Source organism: Marinilabilia salmonicolor, assembly GCF_003003035.1.
In the GTDB taxonomy this organism is placed as follows: domain Bacteria; phylum Bacteroidota; class Bacteroidia; order Bacteroidales; family Marinilabiliaceae; genus Marinilabilia; species Marinilabilia salmonicolor_A.
In genome coordinates, this window is the sequence record NZ_PVTS01000005.1 from 301,906 (window position 1) to 308,723 (window position 6,818).

Here is a 6,818-nt window from a genome sequence, read left to right on the forward strand (position 1 = left end):
AGTTTAAAAAGAAATTATTTAAAATACAAAACTAAAATAATAACCCTGAAAACTATTTGAGATGAAACGCATTTTAGGACTTGACCTTGGAACGAATTCTATTGGATGGGCACTGGTAGAGAAAGATGAGAAGAAAAAGGAGATAATAGGGATGGGGAGTAGAATTGTTCCTTTATCTCCGGATGATAAAGATGAGTTTTCAAAAGGAAATACTATTTCCAAAAACCATCGGCGAACTGTAAAGCGAACTCAAAGAAAACTTTATGACCGGTATCAATTAAGACGGAATGCTTTAATTGAAGAATTGAAGAATAAAAATATGATGCCTGATGAAGATTTAATCCATGTATCAAAATTCAGGCTTTGGGAATTAAGAAGTAAAGCAGTGGAAACAAAGCTGACTTTGCCTGAAATAGGCCGGATTTTATTGCATCTAAACCAAAAAAGAGGTTATAAAAGTGCCAGAAGTGAAGAGAATCTTGATAAGAAGGATACAGAGTATGTAGAGAAAGTAAAAAACAGGCATGAGGAATTAAGAGATGCAGGCCTTACAATAGGGCAATATCTTTTAAAGGAGTTGAAAAAAAGTGAAAATTTTAGGACAAAAGATCTTGTTTATCCCAGAGAAGCATATATTGAGGAATTTGATAGAATTATTTCGATTCAGAAGGGGTACTACCCTGAAGAGCTTTCTGAAGACTTTATTCAACGGATAAGAAATGAAATTATTTTTTATCAAAGAGCTTTAAAATCCCAAAAGGGGCTAGTATCCATCTGCGAATTTGAAGGTTTCTGGATGGAGAAGGAGGGTAAGAATCTATACGTTGGCCCCAAAGTGGCTCCCAAGAGCTCCCCGCTTTTTCAGATTGAAAAGATATGGGAAACCATTAACAATATCCGTCTCAAAGACAAATATGGTCAACCTATTGTGTTAGGGATAAGGGAGAAAGAAAAATTATTTAAGGTTTTAAATATTCCTGGTGCCGGAAGCGAGGATTTTGATAATTTTTCAAAATACAGCTTAGATCGGAATGGCAAATTATCTTATTCGAAGTTATTGAATCTACTTGGTTTATCTAAGGATGATGTTTATGCAAATAAACAACTTGAAAACGGTATTCAGGGAAATATTCTCCGACAAAAAATTTTGAATTGTTTTAATAATCCGGATGAGTTTTCTGAATTACTTCGTTTTGACATTTCATTTATAAAAACAGATAAGAAAGTTCATCTTTATGACAGAAAAACCGGTGAAGTAATTCATGAGGAAAAAGAATCTATTATTGCAAATAAAGCCGAAGATATCGAGAAAGAGCCACTTTATAGACTATGGCATGTACTTTATTCCATTAAAGACAGAGAGGAATGTGAGAACATATTAAAAAAGAAATTCAATATTCCTCCTGACTCAGCTGAAAAACTTTCTGCATTAGATTTTACTTTAATGGCATTTGGAAATAAATCGGTGCGAGCGATTAGGCGGATTTTGCCATATCTGGCTGAGGGGTATGACTACTCTGAATCATGCATGTTAGCAGGATATAATCATTCTAATTCATTGACAAAAGATCAAAATAGAGATCGCCAAATAGCTGAAAGGCTTAGTTTACTTGAAAAAAATAGTTTGCGTCAGCCGGTTGTGGAAAAGATTTTGAATCAGATGATTAATTTGGTAAATGCAGTAATTGAGGAATATGGACATCCCGATGAAATACGTATTGAATTGGCCCGGGAATTAAAGCAAAGTAGACAAGAGCGATTTGATGCAGATAAGGCAATCAGGAAGATTGAAAGGGATAATCAGTCAATAAGAAAGGAGTTGGTCGAAAACTATGCCTTGCGTGCTTCCAGAAATAATGTCATAAAATGGCGCTTATATCATGAAATGAATAATCAAAAGTTGAATGCGATATGTGTTTATTGTGGACAACCAATAAGTTTTACCGATGCCATTAAAGGAAATGATGTTGATATTGAGCATATTATTCCGAAAGCGAAATTATTTGATGATTCTCAAAGTAATAAAACTTTATCTCATAGATCATGTAACCGGCAAAAAGACAAGCAAACTGCCTTTGATTATATGAAAACTAAAAAGGAGGATGAATTTCATGAGTATATTGAGCGTGTTAATTATTTGTATAAGAATAGGTTGATTGGTAAGGCAAAACGCGATAAACTTTTAATGTCGGAAGATAAAATACCACAAGATTTTATTCAGCGCCAATTGAGAGAATCTCAATATATCGCACGCAAATCTCGTGAAATACTTATGGAAGTTTGTCATGATGTTTGGACGACAAGTGGTACTGTAACAGCAGAATTACGTCATATTTGGGGCTGGGATGATGTTTTGATGAATTTGCAGATGCCAAAATACAAGAAATATGATTTAACTGAAGAAATTGAATTTGAGAATAACGGGCAAAAGCATAAAAAAGAAAGAATTACTGACTGGAATAAAAGAAATGACCATAGACATCATGCTATTGATGCTTTAACAGTGGCTTGTACTGAACAAGGATTTATCCAAAGGCTTAATACGCTCAATTCGGGCAAGACCAGAAACGAAATGCTTCGTGCGATTAATGAGTTTCAAAAGAATGCTTCAGAGGTTGATAACAAAAGAAGTGAATTTGAAATAGAAAAACGAAAGTTATATCAGGATTATCTGTTTGTAAATAAGCCATTTTCCACAAACGAAGTTGAGCAGGCTGCATCGAAAATCATGATTTCTTTTAAGCCAGGTAAAAAAGTAGCAACATGGGGAAAGAGGAAGGTAAAAAGAAATGGACGAAAAGTAACTGTTCAATCTGATATTTTAGTACCAAGAGGAGCTTTAAGTGAAGAACAAGTTTATGGAAGGATTAAAGTACTGAAACGAGAAAATCCAGTTAAATTTTTATTTCATAATCCCCATTTAATTGTAAAGGAGAGAATCAGGAAGAAAGTTCAAAAGCGATTAAGTGAGTATGATGACAATCCAGATAAAGCTTTGAAAAGCCTGGAAAATGAACCTATCTACATAAAAGATGACATTCTTTTGGAATGGGCTAGCTGTTACAGTGAAGAATACGTGTATAAGTATAAAGTTGATGTTGATTTTAAGAAAGCTGACAAAATCATTGATGATAGAGTTAGAGAAATAGTAAAACAGCGTCTTTCAGAGTTCGATAATAACCCCAAAGAAGCGTTTAAAGATTTGGATGGAAATCCTATTTGGTTTAATGAAGAGAAAAATATTCCTATAAAATCAGTGAGATGTTTTACAGGTTTATCAAGTATCGAACCCTTAAAAAAGAATGCAAACAATGAAGTGACCGGATTTGTAAAGCCGGGAAATAACCATCATATCGCTCTGTATTTGGATGAAAACGGTAAACTGCAGGAACATATATGTACGTTTTGGCATGCGGTTGAACGAAAGAAGTATGATATTCCGGTTATAATAAAAAATACGGATGAAATTTGGGAAAAAGTTCTGTCTGAAGGAGAAGATTATTTTCCGGATGATTTTCTTGAGAAACTACCGGATATAAAATGGCAATTTGTTACCAGCCTTCAGCAGAATGAAATGTTCCTTCTGGGGTTGCCAGAAGAGAATGTAAGACAAATTAATGTTAATCAAAAAGACAACTATTCTTTTTTGAGTGATTATTTATATCGGGTCCAGAAGATTACTTCGGGCGATTATGTTTTCAGGCATCATTTAGAAACTCAAATAGTTGATACGACAGATTCGAAGCTTTGTAAACGTTGGTATAGAGTGCAAAGCTTGAAGGCTTTTGCAGGTTTGAATCCGGTAAAAATTCGGGTTGATGTTTTGGGGCGGATGGTCTGGTATCAAAAATGTTTCTAAATGGCTTTACTTGATAGTCAGGGCTTCACTCCAAGTGAAACCCTGACTAAAGAAAAACCTAACCCAATTGATCTGGAAGAAGGAAAATTGTATCACATCTACAATCAGGGCAATAATCGTCAGAAAGTTTTTATGAACAGGGCAAACTATTTATTTTTTCTCAAAAAAGTTCGCAATCACATTGTGCCTCATGCTTATATTTTGGCCTGGTGTTTAATGCCAAACCACTTTCATTTCATGATTTATGTTAATAAGATTGAGATTGTCGTCGGAAAAATTAGTGAGGGCTTCACTTCGAGTGAACCCCTCACTAAATTACCTCAAAAACGTACTATGAATGAGTCCATAGGAGTAATGATAAAATACTATACCAGAGCAATAAATATGCAAGAGCAAACTTCCGGAAGTCTGTTTAGAAAGAAGTCAAAAGCTGAATGCTTAAATCCCTCGGATGGTATTACTCCTGCATTTTTCAATTCAAACTCAGGGACACTGATGAATGTTTGCAACTTGACGAAAAGAATATCCTCAAATCTGTTTTGATTATATTCATTATAACCCTTTGACTTCTAATTTCGTATCAAATATTACAGAATGGGAATTTTCTTCTGCCCCCGATTATTACTCAAATAGAATGGGAAGGTTGATAAATAAGAAAAGAGCCAGGGAGTTCGGGATTTGTTGGTAGAGGTTAACATCCTTTTCTTACCATCAATAGTGAGGGCTTCACTCAAAGTGAAACCCTCACTAGTTGGACTGGGATGTCAATCAATACTTCTATCTATGATAAAAAAGACACTTTATTTTGGAAATCCTGCCTATCTGAGTTTGCGTAGCAGCCAACTTGTGCTTAATCTGCCTGATGCCAACGGAATGGATGATAAATCAGGACGTAACACCATTCCAATTGAAGATATCGGTGTTGTTGTTTTGGATCACAGGCAGATTACTATTACTCATGCTTTGATAGAAAAGCTTGTAAGTAATAATTGTGCAATTATCACCTGTGATCAGTCACACATGCCGCAAGGATTGTTAATGCCGCTTTCCGGAAACTCTGTTCAGGGAGAAAGGTTTGCTCATCAATTATCCTCTTCTGTTCCTCTGAGAAAACAGCTTTGGCAGCAAACAGTTAAAGCCAAGATAACCAATCAAGCAATCTTGTTGAAAGACGTACGGTCGAATGTAAATACTGATAATATGCATCACTGGGCTTCCTGCGTTGCTTCCGGAGATAGTGAAAATCATGAAGCCAGAGCAGCAGCATATTACTGGGGCAATATTTTTGATATTGATAACTTTAGGAGGGGCAGAGAGGAGAATCCGCCAAATAATTTACTGAATTATGGCTACGCCATTTTGAGAGCCATTGTTGCACGTTCTTTAGTTGCTTCCGGACTCTTGCCTACGGTAGGCATTCATCATCACAATCGTTATAACGCCTATTGTCTTGCTGATGATATTATGGAGCCATATCGTCCATTCGTGGATAAGGTGGTTTTGAAAATTATTGATTCCGGACTGGATTATTCCGAATTGAGTAAGGAAGTGAAATGGCATTTGTTGAGTATTCCGCAGACAGATGTGTTGATTAATGGAAAACGAAGTCCTTTGATGGTAGCAGTATCACAGACTACCGCCTCACTTTATAGTTGTTTTGAGGGCAGTAGCCGAAGAATTTCTTATCCGCAATTTGAAAATTGATATGAATCGCCTTAACGAATATAGAGTTATGTGGGTTATGGTTCTTTTTGATTTGCCGACAGAAACGAAAAAAGACCGTAAGATATACAGCACTTTCCGGAAGAAAATGCTGAATGACGGTTTTGTGATGTTCCAGTTTTCTATTTATATCCGACATTGTCCCAGCCGGGAAAATGCAGAAGTGCACATGAAGAGGGTGAAAAGTTTTTTGCCTCCCAAAGGGAATGTGGGGATTATGAGAATTACAGACAAACAGTTTGGTGATATGGAGCTGTTTTACGGAAAAGAAATTACCAAAAAGGAAACTCCATATATGCAGTTGGAATTGTTTTAAAATAAAAAAGTCCGGCGAACCGGACTTTTTTATTGAAACTGACAGCTCATTTTTTGATTCTAAATTCGTGAGTAATTTGCTGATGCATAGTCGTTTGTTTCGAGGTCTGCTGTCAGCGCTACTGCAAAGATACATTTTGAAAGCAATTCACAACAATAACACACTTTCAACTATATTGGTTTGTGCTGTCAGCGCTACTGCAAAGATACATTTTGAAAGCAATTCACAACATGAACACAAGGGTAACAACAATAACAAAAGCTGTCAGCGCTACTGCAAAGATACATTTTGAAAGCAATTCACAACTCTTACGGGGAAGATATGTTTAAATTTTCTGCTGTCAGCGCTACTGCAAAGATACATTTTGAAAGCAATTCACAACAGAATTGGTAATTTGGTTAAATCCAAATACGCTGTCAGCGCTACTGCAAAGATACATTTTGAAAGCAATTCACAACTATTGTTGTTCTGTGCCCTCAGCCATGAGTGCTGTCAGCGCTACTGCAAAGATACATTTTGAAAGCAATTCACAACAAAAAGAGATTAATAACAAAGAGGAACTGCGCTGTCAGCGCTACTGCAAAGATACATTTTGAAAGCAATTCACAACGTTCTTTGACTGGTCAAATATCTAACCTGGGCTGTCAGCGCTACTGCAAAGATACATTTTGAAAGCAATTCACAACAAGAATTACTTTATTAGTCAACTCCACTCCGCTGTCAGCGCTACTGCAAAGATACATTTTGAAAGCAATTCACAACGTCACGGGCAATGTATATGTCCGTGATTTTGCTGTCAGCGCTACTGCAAAGATACATTTTGAAAGTATCCACCCCAGCAATGACATCTTTCCTGGCATGATCCAGACGCCTACCTTTGTCAAAAAAAATCATGCAACACAGAAAATCTTTAAACCAGAG

Annotated in this window: 4 protein-coding genes and 1 CRISPR repeat array; all 4 genes read left to right on the top strand. The window is 36.1% G+C overall.

Going from position 1 to position 6,818, the window contains the following annotated elements:
- Positions 1–61 precede the first annotated feature (61 nt).
- The gene (gene cas9, locus BY457_RS07350) at positions 62–3,859 is read left to right on the top strand and encodes a type II CRISPR RNA-guided endonuclease Cas9 (protein WP_106152678.1); all 3,798 of its coding nucleotides are present in this window, start codon (positions 62–64) and stop codon (positions 3,857–3,859) included.
- Positions 3,860–4,402 carry a hypothetical protein gene (locus tag BY457_RS07355; RefSeq protein WP_106152679.1) on the top strand — a complete coding sequence of 181 codons (543 nt, stop codon included), beginning with the start codon at positions 3,860–3,862 and terminating at the stop codon, positions 4,400–4,402.
- Between the two features lie 240 nt (positions 4,403–4,642).
- Positions 4,643–5,563 (top strand): type II CRISPR-associated endonuclease Cas1, encoded by a 921-nt coding sequence (gene cas1 / locus BY457_RS07360; RefSeq protein ID WP_106152680.1) that lies wholly within the window; start codon positions 4,643–4,645, stop codon positions 5,561–5,563.
- Position 5,564: 1 nt separating this feature from the next.
- Entirely contained in the window at positions 5,565–5,897 is a 333-nt protein-coding gene (cas2, locus tag BY457_RS07365) for a CRISPR-associated endonuclease Cas2 (RefSeq protein ID WP_106152681.1), read from the top strand.
- Between the two features lie 108 nt (positions 5,898–6,005).
- A CRISPR array of direct repeats spans positions 6,006–6,735; the repeat unit is 46 nt; unit sequence GCTGTCAGCGCTACTGCAAAGATACATTTTGAAAGCAATTCACAAC.
- Positions 6,736–6,818: the final 83 nt, after the last annotated feature.